This is a genomic window from Streptomyces sp. NPDC024017, from assembly GCF_040638895.1.
Lineage (GTDB): Bacteria > Actinomycetota > Actinomycetes > Streptomycetales > Streptomycetaceae > Streptomyces.
Genome location: NZ_JBEZYZ010000004.1, coordinates 543,600 through 566,624 on the forward strand (window position 1 = coordinate 543,600; position 23,025 = coordinate 566,624).

The window sequence follows — 23,025 nt, forward strand, 5'->3', positions numbered from 1 at the left end:
GGGCGCCGTCCGTTCAGGGACGGCGCCTTTCGTTCAGCGGCGGCGCCTTTCGCTCAGCCGCGTGGGGGAAACCGGTCGGCGGCCCGCCGCCGCAGGGCCACCTCACTCTGCTCCACCGTCATCGGCCGGGCGAAGAGGTACCCCTGCCCGTACCGGCAGCCGATCCTCTCCAGCAGCTCCCGCTGCGCCGGCTGCTCGATTCCCTCGGCGATCACCTGGAGCTCCAGCGCGTCGGCGAGGTGGACGATGCCCTCGACGAGAGCGATCTGCCGGGGATCGGCCGGGATGTCGTCGATGAACGACTTGTCGATCTTCAGGACGTCGATCGGGAAGTCCCGCAGATAGCGCACCGAGGAGTAGCCGGTGCCGAAGTCGTCGACGGCGATGCGCACGCCGCGGTCCTTCAGTGCCCGCAGGAGCCTGTCGATCTGCTCGGTGCGCCGCATGAGCACCGACTCGGTGAGCTCCAGCTGCAGCGTGCCCGGAACCAGCCCGGCGTCGTCGAGGGCGTGGCACACCTGCTCCAGGAAGTCCGTGTCGTGCCACTGCCGGGCGGAGACGTTGACACTGAGGTACGGCGGCGTGAGCCCCGGCATGCGGCGCTGCAGCCGGGCCATGTCGGCAGCGGCGCTGTGCAGCACCCAGGCACCCAGGGCCGAGATGTGCCCGGTCTCCTCGGCGAGCGGGATGAACTGCGTCGGCGGGACCGGCTCGTGGTGCAGCCGAGGCCAGCGCGCCAGGGCCTCGAAGCCCACCACCTCGTCCGCGGCCATGTCCACGACCGGCTGGTACCGCAGATCGAACTCCTGCCGGGCCACCGCGCTGTCCAGCCGCGCCCTGAGGTCGTGCCGTTCCGCCATGCGCACGCGCTGGTGTTGCTGGAAGCGGCGCCACTGCCGCTTCCCGGCGGCCTTCGCCGCGTACAGCGCGACGTCGGCGAGGGCCAGCAGCTCCTGGGCGTCGGTGCTGTCCCTGGCCGTGGCGATGCCCACGCTGGCCGACACCCGCACCGACGCGCCGGCCAGCTGGAACGGCCTGCTCAGTGTCTGGATCAGCTGTGCGGCCAGGAGTTCGCCGTCCAGGGGCTCCTTGGCGTCCTCCATCAGGACGGCGAACTCGTCCCCGCCGAGGCGGGCGGCCGTGTCGGTACGGCGTAGCACCGCCGCCAGCCGCTCCGCCACCGCGCGCAGCAGGTGGTCTCCGACCGAGTGGCCCAGCGTGTCGTTGACGGTCTTGAAGTCGTCCAGGTCGACGAAGAGCAGACAGGTGACGGTCGACTCCCGGCGGCCGCGGAGCAGCGCGCGTTCGGTGCGCTCCAGCAACAGCGTCCGGTTGGGCAGACCGGTCAGCGAGTCGTGGAAGGCCCGCTGGGTGAGGTCGTGTTCCAGCTGCCGCTGCTCGGTGACGTCCCGGAGCGTGACGACCAGGCCGCTGACTGTCCGGTCCTCCCGCAGGTCACGGCAGCGCACTTCCACTTCGATCCGTCTGGTGCCCCGCGCCACCCACCAGTGGTCGCGCGTCTCCTGCCGCCCGGTGTTCCGGAGCGCGGTGAGGGTCTGCACCACGCGGCCGCTGTCCTCGGAGTTCACCAGGTCCGGCAGCAGGGCCCCGGTCAGCTCGGCGCTGCCGAACACGGTGAGGGAGGAGGGGCTGGCGTAACGGACGGTCATGTCGTCGTCGACGATCAGAATGACGTCCGAGGCGTTGTGCACGAGGGTGCGGAAGTACGCTTCGCTCTCCTTGCGGACGACCTCCTGCCGCAGCGCGACGCGTTCCGTCGCCAGCCCGGCGTGCCAGGCGAGGATCTCCAGCGAGTCGCGCACCTCGGCGAGGCGCTGCTCGGGGCCGGCCGCCACCAGCACGCCCGGAAGCTCGCCGTCCGCCGGGCGGCCGGGCTGGATCATGGGGCAGACCAGAGCGGTCGGCAGCCCTCCGAGCCGGGCGGCGACGACCGGCCCGCAGACGGCGGTGGGGACCATGAGGGCGCGCCGGCCGGCGGGCTCGGGGGGCCTCTCGCCGCGGTCGGCGCCGAAGCCGCCGCGTGCGGGCACGGTCCGTTCCCCGCCTGCGATGCCGTCACTCCGGTCGGGGCGACTCGCCAGGCGTGCGTACAGGTCGCGGGCGTCCTGGACCGGCAGAACAATCGTGGCGTGCCGGACCTTCCCGCCGATGAGGCCGGTGACCGCCGCCTCGCAGGTCCGCGCGATCTCATGGGGCCAGAACGCCGCGACCAGCGCGGTGGCGGCGGAGCGCAGGGCTCGTTCCCGCGCCGCTGCCGCGCGGTACCCCAGGACCATCACGGCGAGCCGCAGGTTCACCAGCAGGAACAGCGTGCCGGAGAACGCGGCGAGCGCCGTCGCGTCCCGCATACGGCCCGTGGCCTCCTCGTGGATGAGGATCACGAGTGGCACCAGCGTGACGGCCCCGAGCATCAGGAGCCGCCGCCACGGTGGCAGCAGCGAGCGTGGCGGGGACTGAGCGGCGGTGAGCTCCGCCATGGAAGGGTGCAGGGCGGCCAGTCCCCATGCCGCGTAGAAGACGATCCAGCCGGAGTCCAGCAGCGTGCCCGCCTGCCATGTGCCATGGAGCTGAAGGACGCCATAGGCGATGTCGAAGCAGAGCAGCGTGAGTGTCCCCAGCACGAGGAGCTGTACGGCACGGTTCATGCCGGACGCGTGGGTGGGGGAGCGCAGGCGGACCAGGAGCGCCAGCACGAGCACGTCCCCGAGCGGACAGGCGATGCTGAACGCGCGTTCCTGCCAGGTCAGACCCTCCAGCCAGGTGAGTGGCTGGACCAGATGGACCCAGACCGGAAGGCCGATGCCAGTGGTCACGATCAGGGCGTCGAGCAGGCTGGGCAGCTCGCGGCCCGCACAGCGGTACCGCACCAGACCGAACAGGCCCGCGGCGAACAGGGGATAGACCGCCAGGTAGCAGGCGCCCGACAGGGACGGGAAGGGGCTGGCCGCGGCGAAGGACGCCTCCTGGACGCTGTAGTACGTGTCCCCCGCGGTGAAGGCGACCAGGCCGGCGGCGAGCGTCCACCAGGGCCAGCGGTGGGCGGGCCGGTGGAGGTGCACACCGCAGAGGACGGCGCCGGCACTCGCCAGCCCGATGACGGCCCACAGGGGCGTGCGCAGATCCGGCACGGTCATGTAGAGCACGGTCAGCGTGCCGACCAGAACGAGGAGGGCTGCCCTGAGCCGGTGACTGACAGATGTCCCACCGCGCCCGCGCAGGCGGCCCGACGGGCGTTCGCGCGGAGCCGGCGGACCCGGTCGAGTGATCGGGTCCGCCCGGTGTGCCGTGCGCAGGGCCGGGGGCGACATGAGGGCCCTACTCGTGACGGTCCGGCTGGCGCGGGCCGTCCGCGTAGCCGTACGGGTTGAGCCGCTGGAAGTGCCACGCGTCCTGACACACGTCGGTGAGACCCCGGGTGGGGCGCCACCCCCAGGCGAGACTGACGGCGGACGAGTCCGTGACGCGTTCGGGGACGTCACTCGGGCGGCGGGGCAGGATGTCGTAGGGGATGGGGCGGCCACTCGCCCGGGAGAAGGCGGCGACGACGTCGAGGACCGTACTGCCCTGCCCGGCGCCGATGTTGTACACGCGCATGCCCGGCCCGTCCGTGAGATGGTCGAGCGCCATGCGGTGTGCCTCGACGACGTCCATGACGTGCAGGTAGTCCCGGACCGTGGTTCCGTCACGGGTGGGGTAGTCGTCGCCGTAGACGCGCAGCCGCCCGCGTCTGCCGTCGGCCACCTGGGCGACGTACGACATCAGGGTGTCCGACGCGTCCCGCGCGTCCTCGCCGAGCAGCCCGCTGGGGTGCGCCCCGGCGGGGGTGGAGTAGCGCAGGCACAGCACGGTGCACTCGGGGCAGTGTCGGCACACGTCCGCGAGGATCTGCTCGCAGATCCACTTCGAGGACGCGTAGGGGTTGGCGGGCCGGGCGGGGGTCTTCTCATCGAGCGGGCCGGGTCCGGCGTCGCCGTAGACCGAGCAGGTCGACGGGTACACGAGGTGATGCACCCCGTGGTCGTGCATGGTCCGCAGCAGGGACGTCATGCCGCCGACGTTGGCGTCGTAGTAGTGCACGGGCATCCGCTTCGACCGCTCCGCCGTCTTGTACGCGGCGAAGTGCACGACGGCGTCGATGGAGTGCCGGTCGAAGACGGCCGACAGGGCGCGCCGGTCGCGGATGTCGAGCTCGTAGACGGCGCCGACGAAGCGGCCCGCTATCCGCTCCACCCGGGCGAAGACCTGGGGGGAGCTGTTGGAGTAGTCGTCGACCACGATCACCTCGTAGCCGTGATCGAGGAGTTCGACGCAGGTGTGGCTGCCGATGAAACCGGCTCCACCGGTCACCAGGACGGTCGACGGCGCCCAGGGGGCTCCGGCGGGCATGCTCGCTCCGGGGCGGGTATCCGCCCCGGGAGGATCGGCCGTGACCGGCCCGTTGCGCACCATGGGGGACCCATCCTGCGTGCGATCGGAGGTGCCGTATGTTTACGGTGTATATGTACAACTTTGCGGCATAGGTCCCGCCTGAGTCAAGGCGCGTCCGCCACTCCCGGCGAGCCGCGCCGTTCTCCTCACCGGCCCTTGACGTGGAGCGCACTTCAAGTTGAAGACTCCCCTTCGAGCACCCCGGAGCGGGGTGTGCGAGGGAGGGAACAGCCATGAAGTACCGCACCATCGGCACCGATCCGCGGACCCGCCGCCGGGTGAGCGTGCTCGCGCTCGGCGCGATGCTGTTCGGCTCCGTGACCGACGAGAAGACGTCTTTCGCCATCCTCGACCGCTACGTCGAGGCGGGCGGCAGCTTCATCGACACGTCCGACAACTACGCCTTCTGGGCCGACGGGGGGCAGGGCGGGCAGAGCGAGGAGTTGCTGGGACGGTGGCGGCGCAACCGGGGGATCGGCGACGAGGTCGTCATCGCGACCAAGCTCGGTGCCCGTCCCCTCGCCCCGGGCACGAGCTACGTCGACAACGCCGAGGGCCTGTCGGCGAAGGTGATCCGGGAGTCCGCCGAACGCAGCCGGGAGCGCCTGGGCGTGGACCGCCTGGACGTGCTGTACGCGCACATCGAGGACCCGAGGGTGCCGCTGCGCGAAACCGTCGAAGGCTTCGCCGCCCTGGTCGCCGAGGGCACGGTGGGCGTGCTCGGGGTGAGCAACCACGCCGTCTGGCGCGTGGAGCGGGCCCGGGCCGTCGCGGCGGCGGCCGGGCTCCCCGGCTACGAGGTGCTCCAGTACGCCCACAGCCACCTGCGTCCCCGCACCGACGTGCCGAGCGACCTCTTCCCCGACGGCAGCCTCGGCCATGCCGGCCCCGACCTCCTCGGCTATCTGCGGGACGAGCCGGGGCTCACGCTGGTCGCCTACTCGCCCCTGTTGAAGGGCGCCTACACCCGGCCGGAGCGGCTGCCTTCGGACTACGACCACCCGGGCACCCCGGCCCGCCTGAAGGTCCTGCACGAGGTGGCCCGGGAGACCGGCGCGACCGTCAACCAGGTCGTGCTCGCCCGGCAGCTCGGCGGGGCGCTGCCCGTCGTCCCCCTGGCCGGCGTGTCGTCGGTGGCCCAGCTGGAGGAGAACCTGGCCGCCGTGGACCTGGAGCTGACGCCGGAACAGCATGCCCGGCTGGAGGCGGCGCACTGAACCCTGGGCGAGGGCCCGGGCGGCCCGATGGTGGCATCGTGGAGGAGTACCGGAACATCCGGAGGGAGCACGCGGCCATGACCACCCACCCCGCCGCCCGATCCGTGCGCACCACCCCGGAAGGCCTCATGTGGGAGCCCAGCGAGCGCTGGGTGCGCGGCCGCAAGGGCGACGTCACCGTCGTCGACAGCCGGCACCCGGTCCTCGTCTGGGAGCCCCACCTGCCCGTACCGCAGTACGCCTTCCCCCGGGAGGATGTCCGAACCGACCTCCTGCGCCCCGCCGAGCACCCGCCCACGGGTACGCACACCGGATCACAGATCTTCTACGACCTGAACGCCGGCGGCGAGCCCGTGGCGAACGCGGCCTGGACGTTCCCCGCGGACGACCTGGCCGGGCACATCGTCTTCGAGTGGTTCCGGCGCTGGGACAGCGGCCTGGACCACTGGTACGAGGAGGAGGAAGAGATCTTCGTCCATCCGCGCGACCCGCACAAACGGGTCGATGCGCTGTCCAGCAGCCGGCACGTCCAGGTGGGCATCGGCGGCACCCTCGTGGCGGACACCGTGCGTCCCGTGCTGCTCTTCGAGACCGGCCTGCCGACCCGCTACTACATCCCCGGCGACGACATCCGCTTCGACCTGTTCGAGCCGACGGACCACCGCACCGCGTGCCCGTACAAGGGACAGGCCCGGTACTGGACCTGGCGCGGCGAGGGCGACGTGCCCCGGAACATCCTCTGGAGTTATCCGGGCCCGCTGCCGGCCGTCGCCGACGTGCAGGGGCTGTACGCCTTCTACAACGAAGCCGTCGACATCACGGTGGACGGCGAAGGCCTGGAGCGCCCGGTCACGCCGTTCACCGCGAGTCTCACGTCCTGACCAGCAACTGAAAGTCGAATGTGTAGAGCGAGGCCCGGTAGATGTGCGTTCCGTACTCGACCGGGCGCCCCGTGTCGTCGTACGCCGTGCGCTGCATGGTGAGCAGCGCCACCCCCTCCCGCTCGTCCAGGCGGGACGCCTCCTCGGCGGTCGCCGCGCGGGCGCCGATGGTCTGGCGGGCGCTGTGCAGGGTGATGCCCGCCGAGCGCATCATGCGGTACAGGCCGGTCGACTCCAGGCGGGCGCCGTCGAGGTCCAGCAGGGGCACCGGCAGGTGGTTGCGGAGCAGCGCCACCGGCCGGCCGTGCGTACGGCGCAGCCGGTCCAGGACGGTCACCTCGCCACCCTCCGGCACACCGAGGGCGGCGGCCACGTCGCCGGAGGCCGGGACGACCTCGTGGCGCACGACCTCGGTGGTCGGCGCCTGCCCGGCCGCCTCCAGGTCGTCGTAGAGGCTGCTCAGTTCCAGCGGGCGTCTGACCTGGCTGTGCACCACCTGCGTGCCCACCCCGCGCCGCCGGACCACCAGCCCCTTGTCGACGAGGGACTGGATGGCCTGGCGGACGGTGGGGCGGGACAGGCCGAGGCGCACGGACAGGTCGACCTCGTTGCCCAGGAGGTTCCCCGGGGCGAGGACCCCCTGCTCGATCGCCGCCTCCAGCTGCTGTGCGAGCTGGTGGTAGAGCGGCACGGGACTGCCCCGGTCCAGGGCGAAGTCCAGCGAACCGAGCGCAGGGGCCGCCGTCGTCCGGGCCCGGCCACCGGGCTTCGCCATGGATGAACCCCCCTTACGGGTGTCAGGAGTTGCTGGGGAAGCCGAGGTTGATGCCGCCGTCGGACGGGTCCGGCCAGCGCGTGGTGATGACCTTGCCCTGCGTGTAGAAGGCGATGCCGTCGTTGCCGTAGACGTGCAGGTCTCCGAAGAGGGAGTCCTTCCAGCCGCCGAAGGAGTGGTAGCCGACGGGGACCGGGATCGGGACGTTGACGCCGACCATGCCCGCCTTGACCTCCAGCTGGAAGCGGCGTGCGGCGCCGCCGTCCCGGGTGAAGATCGCGGTGCCGTTGCCCCAGCGGGAGGAGTTGATCAGCCGGATGGCCTCTTCGTACGTCTCCGCGCGGACGACCGCCAGCACCGGGCCGAAGATCTCGTCCTTGTACGCGTCCGCCGTCAGCGGCACCCGGTCCAGCAGGGAGACGCCGAGGAAGAAGCCGTTCTCGTGGCCGTCCACCGAGAAGCCCGTGCCGTCGACGACGACCTCCGCGCCCTGCTCGGCGGCCGACGCCACGTACGACGCCACCTTGTCGCGGTGCTCGCGGGTGATCAGCGGGCCCATCTCGGACGCCGGGTCGTCGCCGGGGCCGATCTTGAGGTTCTTCGCGCGCTCGGCGATCTTGCCGACCAGCTCGTCACCGATGTCACCCACGGCCACGACCACCGACACGGCCATGCAGCGTTCGCCGGCCGAGCCGTACGCCGCGTTGATCGCCTGGTCGGCGGCGAGCTCCAGGTCGGCGTCGGGCAGGACCAGCATGTGGTTCTTGGCGCCGCCCAGGGCCTGCACCCGCTTGCCGTGCTCGACGGCCGCTCGCTGGATGTACTTGGCGATCGGCGTCGAGCCGACGAAGGACACCGCCTCGATGTCCGGGTGCTCCAGGATGCGGTCCACGGCCGTCTTGTCGCCCTGCACGATGTTCAGGACGCCCTCCGGCAGACCCGCCTCGGTGGCCAGCTCGGCCAGGCGGAAGGAGGCCGACGGGTCCTTCTCCGACGGCTTCAGCACGAACGTGTTGCCGCAGGCGATCGCCAGCGGGAACATCCACATCGGCACCATCGCCGGGAAGTTGAACGGCGTGATGCCCGCGACCACGCCCAGCGGCTGGCGGATCGAGGCGACGTCGACCCGGGTCGAGACCTGGGTGGACAGCTCGCCCTTGAGCTGGACGGAGATGCCGCACGCGAGTTCCACGATCTCCATGCCGCGCGCGACCTCGCCGAGCGCGTCGGAGTGCACCTTGCCGTGCTCGGCGGTGATCAGCTCGGCGATCTCGTCGCGGTGGGCGTCCAGCAGCTCGCGGTACTTGAACAGGATCGCCGTGCGCCTGGCCAGGGAGGATTCGCCCCAGCTCTCGAAGGCGGTCTTGGCGGAGGCGACCGCGGCATCCACCTCGTCGACGGACGCGAACGCGACCTGCTTCTCCTGGGCGCCGGTCGCCGGGTTGTAGACGGGGCCGAACCGGCCGGAGGTGCTCTCGACGGGCTTGCCGTCGATCCAGTGGGTGATGGTCTTCATGGTGCGCAAGGGCCTTTCGTGGAGCCTGAAGTCAGCGGGGGAGTTCGGCGGGCGTTCAGAGGTGACGGCGGCGTCCGGCCACCTGGCGGTCGTAGCGCTCGCGGGCCTCGACGGCCGCCTCGCGGGAGGCGGTCTCGGCCACCGGCACGTCCCACCAGGCCTCGGCCGGGGGAGCGGTCGGGGCCGGGTCGGTCTCGACGTACACGCACGTCGGCCGGTCGGAGGCGCGGGCCGCGGTGAGCGCCTCGCGCAGCTCGCGCACGGTCTTGGCGCGCAGCACGTCCATGCCGAGGCTGGCGGCGTTGGCGGCGAGGTCGACCGGGAGCGGGGCGCCGGTGAAGGTGCCGTCGGCGGCCCGGAAGCGGTAGGCGGTGCCGAACCGCTCGCCGCCGGTCTCCTCCGACAGGCCGCCGATGGAGGCGTAGCCGTGGTTCTGGAGGAGGACGATGTTGACCGGCAGGCCCTCCTGGACGGCGGTGACGATCTCCGTCGGCATCATCAGATAGGTGCCGTCGCCCACCAGCGCCCAGACGGGGGTGCCCGGGGCGGCCTGCTGGACGCCGATGCCGGCCGGGATCTCGTAGCCCATGCAGGAGTAGCCGTACTCCAGGTGGTACTGGCGCGGGCTGCGGGAGCGCCACAGCTTGTGCAGGTCGCCGGGGAGCGAACCGGCCGCGTTGATGACCACGTCGTCGTCGCCGACGGCCGCGTCCAACGCGCCCAGCACCTGCGTCTGGGTCGGGACCGCGTTCTCGTCGTCGGCCCGGTAGGCGGCCTCGACGACCTCGTCCCAGCGCTCCTTGCCGGCGCGGTACTCGGCCTCGTACGCCTCGGACACGCGGTGCCCGGCCAGCCCCTCGGCCAGCTTCTCCAGACCGGACCGCGCGTCGCACACCAGCGTCCGCGCGGCCAGCTTGTGCGCGTCGAAGCCGGTGATGTTGAGGTTGAGGAAGCGTACGCCCGGGTTCTGGAAGAGCGTGCCGGAGGCGGTGGTGAAGTCGGTGTAGCGGGTGCCGACACCGATCACCAGGTCGGCGGTGCGGGCGAGTGCGTCGCTGACCGCCGTGCCGGTGTGGCCGATGCCGCCGAGGTCGGCGGGGTGGTCGTGGCGCAGCGAGCCCTTGCCGGCCTGGGTGGAGGCGACCGGGATGCCGGTGGCGTCCACGAACGCCTTGAGCGCCGTCTCGGCCTCGCTGTGGTGCACACCGCCGCCCGCCACGATCAGCGGCCGTTCGGCCGACCGGATCGCCTCGACGGCGGCGGTCAGCTCGACCTGGTCGGGCGCGGGACGCCGTACGTACCAGACGCGCTCGGCGAAGAACTCCTCCGGCCAGTCGTACGCCTCCGCCTGCACGTCCTGCGGCAGGGCGAGGGTGACGGCACCGGTCTCCGCCGGGTCGGCCAGCACCCGCATCGCCTGGAGCGCCGAGGGGATCAGCGCCTCGGGGCGGGTGATCCGGTCGAAGTACCTCGACACCGGGCGCAGGGTGTCGTTGACCGACACGTCGGCCTCGACCGGGTGCTCCAGCTGCTGGAGCAGCGGGTCGGGGGCGTGCGAGGCGAAGTAGTCGCCGGGCAGCAGCAGCACCGGCAGCCGGTTGATCGTCGCCAGGGCCGCGCCGGTGACCAGGTTGGTGGCGCCCGGGCCGATCGAGGTCGTCACCGCCTGCGCGGACAGGCGGTTCAGCTGCCGGGCGTAGCCGACGGCCGCGTGCACCATGGACTGCTCGTTGCGGCCCTGGTGGAACGGCATCACATCGGCGTACTCGACCAGCGCCTGGCCGACCCCGGCAACGTTGCCATGGCCGAAGATGCCCCAGGTCCCGGCGATCAGCCGGCGGCGCACGCCGTCCCGCTCGGTGTACTGGGCGGACAGGAACCGCACCAGGGCCTGGGCGGTCGTCAGTCGGCGGGTGGGGGCGCTCATGCGGGGGTCTCCGGGGCGGTGTAGAGGGGGAGGCGGGGGTCGACCGGCTGGTCCGGCCAGGTGTCGCGGACCCAGGCGTGGTCGGGGTGGTCGCAGATCAGCCAGGCACGCTCGTCCTCCGGGCCCGCCATGACGTTGAGGTAGTACATGTGGTGGCCGGGCGTGGCCATCGACGGGCCGTGCCAGCCGTCCGGGATGAGGACGACGTCGCCGTCGCGGACCTCGGCGAGGACGTCGGTGTCCCGGCCCGGGCCGGAGGGGGAGACGCGCTGGTAGCCGAGTCCGGGGATGCCGTCGTGGCCGGCGAACTCGAAGTAGTAGATCTCCTCCAGCACGGACTCCTCGCCCGGCCGGTGCTCGTCGTGCTTGTGCGGCGGGAACGACGACCAGTTGCCGCCCGGGGTGATCACCTCGACCGCGATGAGCTTGTCGCACTCGAAGACCCCGGCCGCGCCGAAGTTGTTGACCTGCCGGGAGCAGTTCCCGGTGCCCCGCAGCTCCACGGGCACCTCGGAGGCCGGGCCGTAACGGGCGGGCAGCCGGCGGGTGCAGCGCGCGCCGGTCAGCGCGAACCGGCCGCCGCCGGCGGACGTCACCCTCGCGCGGGCGTCGCGCGGGACGTACGCGAAGTCGCTGACGCCGCTGAACACGTCGGCGCGGCCCTGGAGTTCGAAGGTGTCCTGACCGAAGTCGTCCACCGCGGCGACCGTGCAGCCGCCGCTGAGCGGGACGACGAGCCACTCGCTGTCACCGGTGTCGAAGGAGTGCTCGCCGCCCGGCGGCAGCTCCAGGATCCGCAGGCTGGAATGGCCCCAGCCGGCCTTCTCGGGAGTGATGTCGACGGTGTAGGGGCCGCCGAGGGCCTTACCCGCGGGAAGGTGATACGTCATCGTGTGCCTTTCGGATCACAGCAGGTCCCTCTTGCATCAGAGCAGGCCGACGGCCGTGTCCACCGCTTCTTCCACGCTGCCCTCGGCCGGGTAGAGCAGCGACCGCCCGACGACCATGCCCTGGACGGTGGGCAGCCGCAGGGCCTTGCGCCAGCGTTCGTAGGCGCCCTCCTGGTCGTCGCCGACCTCGCCGCCGAGCAGGACGACGGGCAGCGTGGAGGTCTCCAGGACCTCGGCCATGTCGTCCGGGTCGTCGGTGACGGGCAGCTTCAGCCAGGTGTAGGCGGAGGTGCCGCCCAGCCCGGAGGCGATGGCGACGGACCGGGTGACGGCCTTGGCGGACAGGTCGTTGCGGACCCTGCCGTCGACCCGCCGGGAGATGAACGGCTCGACGAACAGGGGCAGCCGGTGGGCCGCCATGGCGTCGATCGCCCGCGCGGTGGACTCCAGGGTGGTCAGCGAGCCCGGGTCGTCGTAGTCGATGCGGACCAGGAGCTTGCCCGCGTCGAAGCGGAGCCGGGCGATGTCCTCGGCGCGGTGGCCGGTGAAGCGGTCGTCCATCTCGAAGGAGGCGCCGGCGAGTCCGCCGCGGTTCATCGAGCCCATGACGACCTTGTTCTCCAGCACCCCGAGCAGGAGCAGGTCCTCCAGGATGTCGGCGGTGGCGAGCACCCCGTCGACGCCGGGCCGCGACAGCGCGGTGCACAGCCGCTGCAGCAGGTCCGCGCGGTTGGCCATGGCCATGCGCCGGTCGCCGACCCCGAGAGCGCCGCGCGCCGGGTGGTCGGCTGCCACGATCATCAGCCGGCCGCTGTCGCCGATCAACGGCCGGCGCGTCCGGCGGGCCGCCGCCTCCGCGACGGCCTCGGGATTGCGTGCTCGGACCGTGGCGAGGTCCGGGATGCCGATGTTCAAGGAAGACTCCGTTTCAGTGGCTCGTGCTCGGCGACGGCACCCCGGCGAGGAGGTCCTCGACCTCGGACTCGGTGGGCATCGCGGAGGAGCAGGCGAGGCGCGAGGCGACGAGGGCGCCGGCGGCGTTGGCGTGGCGCATGGTCTTCTCCAGGTCCCAGCCGGCGAGCAGGCCGTGGCAGAGCGAGCCGCCGAAGGCGTCGCCCGCACCCAGGCCGTTGACCACCTCGACGGGCACCGGCGGCACCTCGGCCCGGCTGCCGTCGCGGTGCACGGCGAGCACGCCCTTGGGGCCCTGCTTGACGACGGCCAGCTCGACGCCCGCCTCCAGCAGCGCGTCCGCGCAGGCCTGCGGCTCGCGCACGCCGGTGGCGATCTCGCACTCGTCCAGGTTGCCGACGGCGACCGTGGCGTGCTGCAGCGCCTCGCGGTAGTACGGGCGGGCTTCTGCGGGGTCGCGCCAGAACATCGGGCGCCAGTCGAGGTCGAAGACGGTGATCTCCGACTTGTCGCGGGCCTTGAGGGCCGCGAGTGTGGCCGAGCGGCTCGGCTCCTCACTCAGGCCGGTGCCGGTGATCCAGAAGATCCGGGCCCCGCGGATCGCGAAGAAGTCCAGCTCGTCGGTGTGGATCTCCAGGTCCGGGGCCTTGGGGCGGCGGTAGAAGTACAGCGGGAAGTCGTCCGGCGGGAAGATCTCGCAGAAGGTGATCGGCGTCGGGTACGCGCCGACCGGGGTGACCCAGCGGTCGTCGACGCCGAATCCCTTCAGCTCCTCGTGCAGGTAGGTGCCGAAGGGGTCGTCGCCGGTGCGTGTGATCACCGCCGTCCGGCGTCCGAGGCGGGCCGCGGCGACCGCCACGTTGGCCGCCGAACCTCCCAGGAACTTCCCGAAGGTCTCCACTTCGGCCAAGGGGACGCCGGTCTGCAGGGGATAGAGGTCGACCCCGATGCGGCCCATCGTGATCACATCGAAATACTGGGCTGGCTCGGCCATGCGCGACCTCCTCGGGAAGCTGGGGATGCGGGTCCTGGGGCGCCCTGACACGGTGGGGGCGTGGATCCACGGGACCTGCCGCCTCACAGGTGTAGGTCTCGGAGGGTGGCGCTGTCAATAGTTTGTACTTACATTCGGACCTGCTCGTGAAATGATGTCTTAACAAAGTATTGACAGCGGGCGCGGCAGGGACTTGTATCCCGTGCCATCGCAACAGTCGGTTTGCGGCATCATGATCCGGACTCCGTAAGGCTCCGGGACCACGGATCCCTTCGTGATCCCTTCCTTTCCCCCGCAGTAGCACAGTGAGGTGCCAGGAAAGATGGACCGCTCTTCTCACCCCCGCTCTCGCAGGTTCGCGCCCGTCGTCGCCGTGGCCGCGGCAGCGGCCCTGACCCTCGCAGGCTGCTCCAGCAGTTCCGGAGGCAAGAAGTCCGAGGAAGGCGCCGCGAACGCCTCCGCAGGCAAGGCGACCACGCCCCGCATGACGGTCGCCCTGGTGACTCACCAGGCGCCCGGCGACACCTTCTGGGACACCGTCCGCAAGGGCGCCGAGGCCGCCGCCGCCAAGGACAACATCAAGCTCATCTACTCCGCCGACCCGAACGCGGGCAACCAGGCCAACCTGGTCCAGAACGCCATCGACCAGAAGGTCGACGGCATCGCCGTCACCCTGGCCAAGCCGGACGCTCTCAAGGGCGTCATAGGCAAGGCCGAGAGCGCCGGCATACCCGTCGTCGGCCTCAACTCCGGCCTCAGCGACTGGAAGAAGCTCAACCTCCTGGAGTTCTTCGGCCAGGACGAGTCGGTGGCCGGCGAGGCCTTCGGCAAGAAGCTCAACGAGGTCGGCGCCAAGAAGGTCCTCTGCGTCATGCAGGAGCAGGGCAACGTCGGCCTGACGCAGCGGTGTGACGGCGTGGCGAAGACCTTCGAGGGCAAGGTCGACCCGCAGAACGTCAACGGCACGGACATGCCGGCCGTGAAGTCGACGATCACCGCCAAGCTGAAGCAGGACCCGTCCATCGACTACGTCGTCACCCTCGGCGCCCCCTTCGCCCTGACGGCCGTGCAGTCGGTCGGCGACGCCGGCAGCAAGGCGAAGGTCGCCACCTTCGACCTCAACAAGGACCTGATCAAGTCCATCAAGGCCGGCGACATCCAGTTCGCCGTCGACCAGCAGCCCTACCTCCAGGGCTACCTGGCCGTCGACGGCCTGTGGCTCTACAAGAACAACGGCAACTACAGCGGTGGCGGTGAGCAGCCCGTGCTGACCGGTCCGGCCTTCGTCGACAAGTCCAACGTCGACAAGATCGGGGAGTTCGCCGCGAAGGGCACCCGGTGATGAGCATGACCCAGCAGGCTGAGCCGGCGGTGGACACGCCGCCGGCCCCCGGCCGGAAGCAGTCCGACGGCCGGACGCGGCAGCGGCCGCTGGCGCTGCGGCTGCTCGCCCGGCCCGAGGTCGGTGTGTTCCTCGGCGCCGTCGCCGTGCTCGTGTTCTTCCTGTTCGCGGCGCCGCCGGTGCGCGACGGCAGCTCGATGGCCAACATCCTGTACCAGTCGTCGACCATCGGGATCATGGCGCTGCCCGTGGCCCTGCTGATGATCGGCGGCGAGTTCGACCTGTCCGCCGGTGTCGCCGTGATCACCTCGGCGCTGACCGCGTCGATGCTCAGCTACCAGCTGACCATGAACGTCTGGGTCGGCGTGATCGTCGCCCTGCTCGTGTCGCTCGCGATCGGCGCGTTCAACGGCTGGCTGCTGGTCAAGACCGGCCTGCCGAGCTTCCTGGTCACTCTGGGCACCTTCCTGATCCTCCAGGGCGTGAACCTCGCGATCACGAAGCTGGTCACGGGCAACGTGGCCACCGACGACATCAGCGACATGGACGGCTTCACCCAGGCGCAGAACATCTTCGCCTCGACGTTCGAGGTCGGCGGGGTCAACGTCAAGATCACCGTGGTGTGGTGGCTGGTCTTCGCTGCCCTGGCCACCTGGGTGCTGCTGCGCACCAAGTACGGCAACTGGATCTTCGCCGTCGGCGGCAACAAGGACTCCGCGCGGGCCGTCGGTGTGCCCGTGACCTTCACCAAGATCTCACTGTTCATGCTGGTCGGCTTCGGCGCCTGGTTCGTCGGCATGCACCAGCTGTTCTCCTTCAACACCGTGCAGTCCGGCGAGGGCGTGGGCCAGGAGCTCATCTACATCGCCGCGGCCGTCATCGGCGGCTGTCTGCTGACCGGTGGCTACGGCTCCGCGATCGGCCCGGTCTTCGGCGCCTTCATGTTCGGCATGGTGCAGCAGGGCATCGTCTACGCCGGCTGGAACCCCGACTGGTTCAAGGCCTTCCTCGGCGTGATGCTCCTCGGCGCCGTTCTCATCAATCTGTGGGTCCAGCGCACGGCGACCCGGAGGTGACCGCGATGACCAGCAAAGAAACGGGCACCCACGGTGCCGTCCTCAAGGACACCCCGCCCGCCGGCGAGCGTCCGCTCGTCGAACTCCGCGGCGCCGGCAAGTCCTACGGCAACATCCGCGCCCTGCACGGCGTGAGCCTCGAAGTCCACCCCGGCAGAGTGACCTGCGTCCTCGGCGACAACGGCGCCGGCAAGTCCACCCTCATCAAGATCATCTCGGGGCTGCACCAGCACACCGAGGGCGAGTTCCTCGTCGACGGCGAACCGGTGCGCTTCTCCACCCCGCGCGAGGCCCTCGACAAGGGCATCGCCACGGTCTACCAGGACCTCGCCGTCGTCCCGCTGATGCCGGTGTGGCGCAACTTCTTCCTCGGCTCCGAGATGACCAAGGGCCCCTGGCCGCTGCGCCGTCTCGACATCGAGAAGATGAAGAAGACCGCGGACGAAGAGCTGCGCAACATGGGCATCGTCCTGGACGACATGGAGCAGCCCATCGGCACGCTCTCCGGCGGCCAGCGCCAGTGCGTCGCCATCGCCCGCGCCGTCTACTTCGGCGCCCGCGTCCTCATCCTGGACGAGCCGACCGCCGCCCTCGGCGTCAAGCAGTCCGGTGTGGTGCTGAAGTACATCGCCGCCGCCCGCGAGAAGGGCCTGGGCGTCATCTTCATCACCCACAACCCGCACCACGCCTACATGGTCGGCGACCACTTCAGCGTGCTGCGCCTCGGCACCATGGAACTGTCCGCCTCCCGCAGCGAGGTCAGCCTCGAAGAGCTGACCAACCACATGGCCGGCGGTACCGAACTCGCCTCCCTCAAGCACGAGTTGGCGCAGGTTCGCGGCGTCGACGTCGAGGAGCTCCCCGAGGAGGGGGACCTCACCGCTCCCGTAGCCACGTCTTCGGAAGGAAAGTCCTGACATGGCCTTCGCGCTCGACCGCATCCGGGTCGGCTCCGCCCCCGACTCCTGGGGTGTCTGGTTCCCCGACGACCCCCAGCAGGTGCCCTGGGAACGCTTCCTCGACGAGGTCGCCGAAGCCGGCTACTCCTGGATCGAACTCGGCCCGTACGGCTACCTGCCGACCGACCCGGCCCGGCTCACCGACGAGGTGACCAAGCGGAACCTGAAGGTCTCCGCGGGCACGATCTTCTGCGGACTGCACCGCGGCCCCTCCGAGTGGGACTCCACCTGGGAGCAGGTCAGCCGGGTCGCCGCCCTCACCCAGGCCATGGACGCGAAGCACCTGGTCGTCATCCCGTCGTTCTGGCGCGACGACAAGACCGCCGAGATCCTGGAGGCCCCGGAGCTCACCACCGAGCAGTGGCGCAACCTCACCACGGGCATGGAGCGCCTCGGCCGCGAGGTGAAGGACCGCTACGGCCTGGACATCGTCGTCCACCCGCACGCCGACACCCACATCGACACCGAGGCGCACGTCGAGCAGTTCCTCGACTCGACCGACTCCGACGCGGTCAACCTCTGCCTGGACACCGGCCACTACGCCTACTGCGGCGGCGACAGCGTCAAGCTGATCGAGACGTACGGCGAGCGCATCGGCTATCTGCACCTCAAGCAGGTCGACCCGGAGATCCTCGCCGACGTCGTCAAGAACGAGATCCCGTTCGGCCCGGCCGTCGCACGCGGTGTGATGTGCGAACCGCCCGCCGGTGTCCCGGAGCTGGGCCCCGTCCTGACGGCCGCGCAGAAGCTGGGCGTGGACCTCTTCGCCATCGTCGAACAGGACATGTACCCCTGCGAGCCGGACAAGCCGCTGCCGATCGCGGTGCGCACCCGCAAGTTCCTGAGGTCCTGCGGCGCCTGACGACCCGAAAGGACGGCCATGACGGAGCGCGCTTCCCTCGGAGTCGCGGTCATCGGTACCGGAAGGATGGGCGCCGACCATGTGCGCCGCATCCATGAAGTCACCAGCGGGGCGCGGGTGGCAGCCGTCGTGGACGTCGACGCGGAGCGCGCGAAGGCCGTCGCCGCCCGTGTCGACGGCTGCACCGCCCACACCGACCCGGCGGCCGCGATGGCGGCATCCGACGTCGACGCCGTCCTGATCGCCTCACCGGGCTCGGCCCACGAGGCCGCACTCCTCGCCGCCTTCGAGCACGATCTGCCCGTCCTGTGCGAGAAGCCGCTCACCCCCGACGCGGCCTCCGCCCTGCGCGTCCTCGAAGCCGAACAACGACTCGGCCACCGCCGGGTCCAGGTCGGCTTCATGCGCCGCTACGACCCCGAGTACGCGAAGCTGAAGGCCCTGCTGGCAACGGGCCAGCTGGGCCGCCCGCTCATGGTGCACAACCGGCACCGCAACGTGGCCAGCCCGCCCTTCTTCACCAGCTCCATGCTCATCAGCGACTCCGTCGCCCACGAGGCCGACGCGACCCGCTGGCTCCTGGGCCACGAGATCACGGCGGTCACGGTGCTGCGCCCCACCCCGTCGGCCAACGCCCCGGACGCCCTGCAGGACCCCCAGTTCGTCGTCTTCGAGACCGACGGCGGCGCCCTCAGCGACGTCGAGATCTTCGTCAACTGCGGCTTCGGCTACCAGGTCCAGGCCGAGGTGGTCTGCGAACGCGGCACCGCCCGCATCGGCGACGGCCACGCCCTGGTCACCCACATGGCCGGCCGCTGGGGCGGCACCATCGCCCAGGACTGGACCGAGCGCTTCGAAACGGCCTACGACCACGAGATCCAGGCCTGGATCGACGCCACCCGCCGCGGCGAGGTGACCGGCCCGAGCGTGTGGGACGGTTATGCCGCGGCGGCGGTGTGCGAGGCGGGGGTCCGGGCACTGGAGGACGGCGGCCGGGTCGAGGTCGAACTCGTGGAGAAGCCCGCGTTGTACGCGTGAACAGGGCCCGGGGTCACCCCCGGGCCCTGTTCACGCGTGTGGGTCAGATCCTGGTCCGCGGCCTGGGCTCGAACCCGGCCTTCCGGTAGCACGCGTCGATGAGTTCCATCGTCGTCACCGCGTCGTCCGCGTCCAGCGGCAGCGGCGCACCGCCGCGCACCCGGGCCGCGAACGCCTCCAACTGGTACGTGTACGACGAGCGCGTGCCGAGGTGCTCCGTGCGCTCGCCCTCCGGGGTGCGGACCACGATCCGGTCGTCCATCTGGGGCAGCACGAAGTTCGGGGCCGTCGCCTCGCCCCGGGAGCCGACGAGCCGGATGCTCATGTCCAGGCCGTCGTACGCCATGTGGCAGCGGGCCGCGCCCGTCGCGCCGCCCGGGTACTCCAGGTCGGCGTCCAGCCACTCGTCGACCCCGGGGGCGCCCGCGCGCTCACCGCCCCGGGCTTCGGTCAGGCGCGGGGCGCCGCCCGCCCAGGGGGCGAGCATCCGCAGCGCGTGCAGGCTGTAGCAGCCGAGGTCCATCAGGGCGCCGCCGGCCAGCGGCAGCGACCAGCGTGGGTCGGTGTCCGGCGGCGCGGCGATGGCGACCATGGCCTCGACGTGCCGCAGGTCGCCGAGTTCGCCCGAGGCCAGCAGCTCGTGGAGGCGCCTGGTGACGGGGTGGAAGAGGTAGTGGAAGGCCTCCATGAAGACCGCCCCCGACTTCTCGGCGGCCTGCCGTACGTCCGCCGCCTCCGCGGCGTTGCTCGCCGACGGCTTCTCCGACAGCACGTGCTTGCCGGCCGCGAGGGCGGCCAGGTTCCACGGGCCGTGCAGGCCGTTGGCGAGCGGGTTGTAGACGACGTCGACTTCGGGATCGGCGATGAGCTCGGCGTACGAGCCGGCCGCCCGCTCCACACCGTGCCCGGCGGCGAACGCCTCGGCGCGGGCACGGTCGCGGGCGGCCACCGCGACGAGGCGGTGGCCGGTCGCCCGGGCCGGGTCGATCAGGGAGCGTTCGGTGATCCGCGCGGCTCCCAGCACACCTATGCGCAGGGGTTCCCGGCCCTTCTCGCTCATGCCTGCCGTACCTCCTCGATCGTCACGGGACGGTGCTCGTGCAGGGACAGTGTGCACGCGTCCGCGATCCAGCCCGCCTCCAGGGCGTCCTCGATCGTGCAGGGAGAGGGGCGGGTGCCGGCCACGACCTCGGTGAACGCGGTCAGTTCGGCACGGTAGGCCGCGGTGAAGCGGTCCATGAAGAAGTCGTGCGGGGTGCCCGCGGGGAAGGTCACGCCCGGCTCGACCGAGCGCAGCGGCAGCTTGTCCTCCAGGCCGACGGCGATGGAGTCCGTGAAGCCGTGGATCTCCATGCGGACGTCGTAACCGCGGGCGTTGTGGCGGGAGTTGGACACGACCGCGATGGTGCCGTCGTCGAGGGTGAGGATCGCGCCGGTGGTGTCGGCGTCGCCGGCCTCCTTGATGAAGTCGGCACCCCGGTTGCCGCCGACGGCGTAGACCTCCCTGACCTCGCGGCCGGTCACCCAGCGGATGATGTCGAAATCGTGCACCGAGCAGTCGCGGAAGATGCCGCCGGAGGCGGCGATGTACGCGGCGGGCGGGGGCGCCGGGTCCAGCGTGGTCGAGCGGACCGTGTGCAGCGTGCCGAGCTCACCGCTCTGCACGGCGGCCCGGGCATTGACGAACCCGGCGTCGAAACGGCGGTTGTAGCCGATCTGGATCGGCACGTCCCGGCCGCGCACGGCCTTGAGCACCTCGACACCCTCGGCCATGGTCCTGGCGACGGGCTTCTCGCAGAAGACGGGGACGCCGGCCTCGACACCGGCCAGGATCAGCGCCGGGTGGGCGTCCGTCGCCGCCGCGACGACGATGCCGTCCACGCCTGCGGCCAGCAGCGCCTCCGGCGAGTCCACGACGTCGGCCCCGAACCGCTCGGCGGCGGCCTTGGCGGCGTCCGCGAACGGGTCGGTGACGACGAGGGAGTCGACGGCGTCGAGTCCGGAGAGGGTCTCGGCGTGGAAGGCGCCGATGCGGCCGAGGCCGAGGATTCCGATACGCATGAGTGTTGCTCCTAGCTGCAAACGGGGAGTGGTTCTATGCCCTTAGGGGCGCGGGGAACTGCGCGACCAGCCACAACGGGGCCTCACACAACCGACGGCAATGCGCGGCACATCCTTAGTCGAGTCCGCCCAACACGTTCTGATCCCAATCGATGACCGACCCCGTAACCACCCCGGACCGCTCCGACAGCAGGAACACAACAAAGTCGGCGATCTCGTCCGGCTGGCCGAGCTTGCCCATGGGCAGCTTCGCGGCGGCTTGCTCGCGCCAGTCGTCCCCGGCGCCGTGGAAGGCCTTCTGGGTGGCGTCCTCGCCCTCCGTCGCCGTCCAGCCGATGTTGAGCCCGTTGATCCGGACCCGGTCCCACCGGTGCGCGTGCGCGGCGTTGCGGGTCAGGCCGATCAACCCGGCCTTGGCGGCGACGTACGGCGCCAGGAACGGCTGTCCGCCGTGCGCCGACGACGTGATGATGTTGACGATCGTGCCGGGCTCCTCGCGCCCCACCATGTCCGCCACCGCCGCCTGCATCGCGAAGAACGGGCCCTTGAGGTTGATCCCGATGTGCTGGTCGAACAGCTCGGGCGTGGTGTCCAGCAACGTCCCCCGGGACGTCAGACCGGCGGAGTTCACGAGGCAGTCGACCCGGCCGTACGTCTCCACGACCCGCGCCACGGAGGCCTTCGCCTGCCCGGCGTCCGACAGGTCGGCCTGTACGTACAGGGCCTTGCCGCCCGCGGCGGTCAGTTCCTCCACCAGCGCCTCGCCGGGCCCGGCGCGCCGCCCGGTGACGGCCACGACCGCCCCCTCGCGGACCGCGGCCCGGGCGATGGCCGCGCCGACCCCCTGGCTGCCGCCGTTGACCAGCACGACCTTGTCGTCGAGAAGTCCCATCGAGTTCCTCAGCTCTCTCGTCGTTCGGCACCGGCCCGCAGCTCCGCCCGGAGCGCCTCCGGCGTCCACTCCTCGCGCAGCGCCCGCCGCACCAGATCCGCCTGCGAGGGCGGGGCCAGACCGTCCACCGGCGGGTCGCTGTCCAGGTTGGTGGGGAAGGGGTAGCCCTCGGCGCTCGCCGCGACCACCTGGTCCAGCCACGCCTGGTCGGCACCCTCGGCCTTGCGCTTGAGGAGAACCGGGTACACCGCGTTGGACACCGCCTCCCGGTCCACCGTCTCCATCGCACGCCCGAAGGCGGACGACACCTGCAGCAGGTTGGCCATGCGCCGGATGTCCGCCGAGCGGTTGGTGCCGGCCGCGTGGAAGAGGGCCGGGTTGAAGAACACGGCGTCGCCCTTGGCGAGCGGCAGCTGCACCTGGTGCGCCTCGAAGTACGCCCTGAACTCCGGGAGCCGCCAGGCGAGATAGCCCGGCTCGTACTTCTGCGAATGCGGCAGGTACATCGTCGGTCCGGACTCCACCGGCATGTCGCAGTGCGCGACCGCGCCCTGGAGCGTCAGCACGGGGGAGAGGCGGTGCACCTGCGCCGGATAGGCCGCTGCGGCGTCGTTCGACAGGAAGCCCAGGTGGTAGTCGCGGTGCGCGGTCTGGGCGGCGCCGCCCGGGTTGACCACGTTGAGCTGGGAGGTGACCTGGTAACCGGGGCCCAGCCAGGCCGTGGCCACGAGGGCCAGGACGTCGTTCGCGTAGTAGTCGGCGAAGGCCTCCGGGTCGTAGAGGGCCGCCTTCTCCAGCGCGTTCCAGACCCGGTCGTTGGCACCCGGCTTGGCGAAGTGGTCACCGGCCGCCGCGCCCGAGGCGCGCTGCTCGGCGATCAGCGCCTCGAACACCTCGGTGGCCCGGTCCACGACCTCCGGGTCGGGGAAGGCACCGCGGAAGACGACGATCCCGGGCCCGTCGGCGAGCGCCCGCACCAGCTCGGCCTGGACCACCCGGTCGCCTTCGAGCAGGCCGCAGTCGTAGACGGGCACGTTCCGCTCGACGGCGGAGGCGTGCGGATAGTCGACCGGGTCGGTCGCCTGCTCGACCAGCGCGCGGAACGCGTCGAGATCGCAGTCCTGCTCGGACAGCCAGGCGCGGCGGTGTACGGAAGTGAAGGACATCGTCGTCCCTTCGGGGTCACGGAGCGACGCAGCCCTGTCATTCTTGTCAGTACAAACCCCTCGAACAA

19 protein-coding genes are annotated in these 23,025 nt (G+C 71.2%); 7 read left to right on the forward strand and 12 right to left on the reverse strand.

What is annotated here, in order from left to right; genetic code table 11:
• Positions 1-53: 53 nt before the first annotated feature.
• Both AB0G20_RS13830 and galE read right to left on the reverse strand, forming a co-directional pair.
• Positions 54-3,155: an EAL domain-containing protein gene (locus AB0G20_RS13830; protein ID WP_361300667.1), complete on the reverse strand. Its 3,102-nt coding sequence runs from the start codon at positions 3,153-3,155 to the stop codon at positions 54-56.
• A gap of 181 nt (positions 3,156-3,336) precedes the next feature.
• The gene (gene galE, locus AB0G20_RS13835; RefSeq protein ID WP_361300670.1) at positions 3,337-4,407 is read right to left on the reverse strand and encodes a UDP-glucose 4-epimerase GalE; all 1,071 of its coding nucleotides are present in this window, start codon (positions 4,405-4,407) and stop codon (positions 3,337-3,339) included.
• Between the two features lie 275 nt (positions 4,408-4,682).
• Between galE and AB0G20_RS13840 the strand changes: the two genes are divergently transcribed.
• Together AB0G20_RS13840 and AB0G20_RS13845 are read left to right on the forward strand one after the other, a co-directional pair.
• Complete coding sequence (locus tag AB0G20_RS13840; protein WP_361300673.1) at positions 4,683-5,666, forward strand: aldo/keto reductase; 984 nt, start codon at positions 4,683-4,685, stop codon at positions 5,664-5,666.
• A gap of 77 nt (positions 5,667-5,743) precedes the next feature.
• Positions 5,744-6,547: a DUF427 domain-containing protein gene (locus AB0G20_RS13845; protein WP_361300675.1), complete on the forward strand. Its 804-nt coding sequence runs from the start codon at positions 5,744-5,746 to the stop codon at positions 6,545-6,547.
• Here the strand turns inward: AB0G20_RS13845 and AB0G20_RS13850 are convergent.
• Genes AB0G20_RS13850 through iolC form a run of 6 tightly spaced genes read right to left on the reverse strand, consistent with a single transcriptional unit; the run spans position 6,537 to position 13,561 of the window.
• The gene (locus AB0G20_RS13850) at positions 6,537-7,322 is read right to left on the reverse strand and encodes a GntR family transcriptional regulator (RefSeq protein WP_361300678.1); all 786 of its coding nucleotides are present in this window, start codon (positions 7,320-7,322) and stop codon (positions 6,537-6,539) included. The genes AB0G20_RS13845 and AB0G20_RS13850 overlap by 11 nt on opposite strands.
• Before the next feature lie 22 nt (positions 7,323-7,344).
• Positions 7,345-8,838 carry a CoA-acylating methylmalonate-semialdehyde dehydrogenase gene (locus AB0G20_RS13855; protein WP_361300962.1) on the reverse strand — a complete coding sequence of 498 codons (1,494 nt, stop codon included), beginning with the start codon at positions 8,836-8,838 and terminating at the stop codon, positions 7,345-7,347.
• Between the two features lie 55 nt (positions 8,839-8,893).
• Entirely contained in the window at positions 8,894-10,765 is a 1,872-nt protein-coding gene (iolD, locus tag AB0G20_RS13860; protein WP_361300681.1) for a 3D-(3,5/4)-trihydroxycyclohexane-1,2-dione acylhydrolase (decyclizing), read from the reverse strand.
• Positions 10,762-11,655, reverse strand: coding sequence for a 5-deoxy-glucuronate isomerase (iolB, locus tag AB0G20_RS13865; RefSeq protein ID WP_361300684.1), 894 nt, complete (start codon positions 11,653-11,655; stop codon positions 10,762-10,764). Before iolB ends, iolD begins: the two co-directional genes overlap by 4 nt.
• Before the next feature lie 36 nt (positions 11,656-11,691).
• Entirely contained in the window at positions 11,692-12,570 is an 879-nt protein-coding gene (locus AB0G20_RS13870; RefSeq protein ID WP_361300687.1) for a deoxyribose-phosphate aldolase, read from the reverse strand.
• Positions 12,571-12,583: 13 nt separating this feature from the next.
• Positions 12,584-13,561, reverse strand: a complete 978-nt coding sequence (iolC, locus tag AB0G20_RS13875) for a 5-dehydro-2-deoxygluconokinase (protein WP_361300690.1) — start codon at positions 13,559-13,561, stop codon at positions 12,584-12,586.
• Positions 13,562-13,883: 322 nt separating this feature from the next.
• Here iolC and AB0G20_RS13880 point away from each other — a divergent pair, with 322 nt between their 5' ends.
• From AB0G20_RS13880 to AB0G20_RS13900, 5 genes are read left to right on the forward strand one after another with little or no spacing between them, the layout of a single operon-like run.
• A complete protein-coding gene (locus AB0G20_RS13880) occupies positions 13,884-14,903 on the forward strand; it encodes a sugar ABC transporter substrate-binding protein (RefSeq protein WP_361300693.1) in 1,020 nt (339 codons plus the stop codon).
• Positions 14,903-15,979 (forward strand): ABC transporter permease, encoded by a 1,077-nt coding sequence (locus tag AB0G20_RS13885; protein WP_361300696.1) that lies wholly within the window; start codon positions 14,903-14,905, stop codon positions 15,977-15,979. The genes AB0G20_RS13880 and AB0G20_RS13885 overlap by 1 nt, the downstream gene beginning before the upstream one ends.
• A gap of 5 nt (positions 15,980-15,984) precedes the next feature.
• A complete protein-coding gene (locus AB0G20_RS13890; RefSeq protein ID WP_361300699.1) occupies positions 15,985-16,896 on the forward strand; it encodes an ATP-binding cassette domain-containing protein in 912 nt (303 codons plus the stop codon).
• Position 16,897: 1 nt separating this feature from the next.
• Positions 16,898-17,800: a sugar phosphate isomerase/epimerase gene (locus AB0G20_RS13895; RefSeq protein WP_361300702.1), complete on the forward strand. Its 903-nt coding sequence runs from the start codon at positions 16,898-16,900 to the stop codon at positions 17,798-17,800.
• 18 nt (positions 17,801-17,818) lie between these two features.
• Positions 17,819-18,838, forward strand: a complete 1,020-nt coding sequence (locus tag AB0G20_RS13900; RefSeq protein ID WP_361300705.1) for a Gfo/Idh/MocA family oxidoreductase — start codon at positions 17,819-17,821, stop codon at positions 18,836-18,838.
• A gap of 43 nt (positions 18,839-18,881) precedes the next feature.
• Here the strand turns inward: AB0G20_RS13900 and AB0G20_RS13905 are convergent, their stop codons facing one another.
• The 4 genes from AB0G20_RS13905 to AB0G20_RS13920 all read right to left on the reverse strand — a co-directional run bounded on the left by AB0G20_RS13905 (position 18,882) and on the right by AB0G20_RS13920 (position 22,957).
• Positions 18,882-19,898: a Gfo/Idh/MocA family oxidoreductase gene (locus AB0G20_RS13905; protein WP_361300708.1), complete on the reverse strand. Its 1,017-nt coding sequence runs from the start codon at positions 19,896-19,898 to the stop codon at positions 18,882-18,884.
• Positions 19,895-20,899 (reverse strand): Gfo/Idh/MocA family oxidoreductase, encoded by a 1,005-nt coding sequence (locus AB0G20_RS13910; RefSeq protein WP_361300711.1) that lies wholly within the window; start codon positions 20,897-20,899, stop codon positions 19,895-19,897. Before AB0G20_RS13910 ends, AB0G20_RS13905 begins: the two co-directional genes overlap by 4 nt.
• 115 nt (positions 20,900-21,014) lie before the next feature.
• Positions 21,015-21,791 carry an SDR family oxidoreductase gene (locus AB0G20_RS13915; protein WP_361300714.1) on the reverse strand — a complete coding sequence of 259 codons (777 nt, stop codon included), beginning with the start codon at positions 21,789-21,791 and terminating at the stop codon, positions 21,015-21,017.
• An 8-nt stretch (positions 21,792-21,799) separates the two neighbouring features.
• Positions 21,800-22,957 carry a phytanoyl-CoA dioxygenase family protein gene (locus tag AB0G20_RS13920; protein ID WP_361300717.1) on the reverse strand — a complete coding sequence of 386 codons (1,158 nt, stop codon included), beginning with the start codon at positions 22,955-22,957 and terminating at the stop codon, positions 21,800-21,802.
• Positions 22,958-23,025: the final 68 nt, after the last annotated feature.